Raw genomic sequence first — 1,118 nt, 5'->3', positions numbered from 1 at the left:
CCTCTGCGGCTTCCTGCTTCGTTTTGGGTAACGAAGATGGCGTCACCAGCGCGCGCCGGTTCTCCGGTGCGTTCGGGTCGTGCAGCCCCAGTCGCCCGTTCACCACGGTCTGCCACGCATCGATGCGCGGACGGTCTGCCCGGTCGTAGTACGGCTGGAGACGCCTGCCGGTCAGCAGTTCCGTGTTCGGTACCAGAAAATTCAGTTCCAGCCGCCCCTTGTCCCGGTGTTCAACCCACAGCACGCTGTACTGGTCTTTATCGAGTCCGGGCATCAGAACCCGCTCGAAGCTCGCCATCAGCTTTTCACGCTGGCCGGGCGGTAAATCCTGTTCAGCAAAAGACAGGACGCCGGAGGTGTACTTTTTGGCGTAGGGCGAGGCGTCGATAAGCTCCCGGACCTCCTCCGGCTTTCCCTGCAGGACGATGGCCCCGTCGCGCTGGCGGTCTTTCCCCAGCAGATAATCCACCGGCCCGGCACCGCCGCCTCGCCCTCGCGGATGAAACTTAACGATCATCGTCTGCCCCCTTTTCCAGCACGGCATGCCGCAGCCGCTCGAGTTCGGCATCAATGGCCATCAGCGCGGCCACCACCTGAACCCGGTCAGCGCCTGACCACTGGCCGCCGTTAATTTTCCGGGCGATCTGGTTGAGGTTGTTCCCCATCCCGGCAAGCTGGCGCAGCAAAACCGGATCGATGGACGGCAGCCGCAACGACCGCGCCGGGCGCGTATCGAGACAGGTTTCCCGCATCCACACCGCCAGTTGCCTTCCATTGCAGCGCTCCAGCAGCTGCTGGTACTCCCCATCGGTCACCCGGATACCTAAAAAACGGGTACGCTTAACCGCCATCCTCTCCTCCGATATCCGCAAAATGTGACCGGGCTGAACGCTCAAGCTCTGCCATCTGCTCCCGGCGGTAATCTTCCTCCTGTGCCTGACGCATCAGATTTGCCATCACTGCCGGATGCCAGGATCTTTTTTTTACGACGAGCGGCTTCTTCTTCGGCTTCTGCATTATCCCTCCTTCGCAAACGCCGGACGGCACGGAAAAGTTTTCCGGGTCGCTCCGGCGTTGGACAAGCGCCAGCGCGTCAGTGGTGTTAGCGGGTTTCGGGG

General features: G+C 61.8%; 3 protein-coding genes. All 3 read right to left on the bottom strand.

Annotated elements, in window-relative coordinates:
• A partial coding sequence (locus ACFFXY_RS25295; RefSeq protein WP_186806925.1) for a relaxase/mobilization nuclease domain-containing protein occupies positions 1 to 517 on the bottom strand: 517 nt, incomplete at its 3' end.
• Entirely contained in the window at positions 507 to 851 is a 345-nt protein-coding gene (locus tag ACFFXY_RS25290; protein WP_062955149.1) for a MobC family plasmid mobilization relaxosome protein, read from the bottom strand. The genes ACFFXY_RS25295 and ACFFXY_RS25290, both read right to left, overlap by 11 nt.
• A partial coding sequence (locus ACFFXY_RS25285) for a hypothetical protein (protein ID WP_315913231.1) occupies positions 841 to 1,118 on the bottom strand: 278 nt, incomplete at its 5' end. The genes ACFFXY_RS25285 and ACFFXY_RS25290, both read right to left, overlap by 11 nt.

It is taken from the genome of Glycomyces mayteni (genome assembly GCF_042428885.1).
In the GTDB taxonomy this organism is placed as follows: Bacteria; Actinomycetota; Actinomycetes; order Mycobacteriales; family Micromonosporaceae; genus Glycomyces; species Glycomyces mayteni.
This window is presented reverse-complemented; position numbering and strand designations above follow the sequence as displayed.

Excerpts from the sequence above, each read along its gene's own strand:
- ACFFXY_RS25290 (WP_062955149.1), bottom strand. The coding sequence starts at position 851 with ATGGCGGTTAAGCGTACCCGTTTTTTAGGTATCCGGGTGACCGATGGG.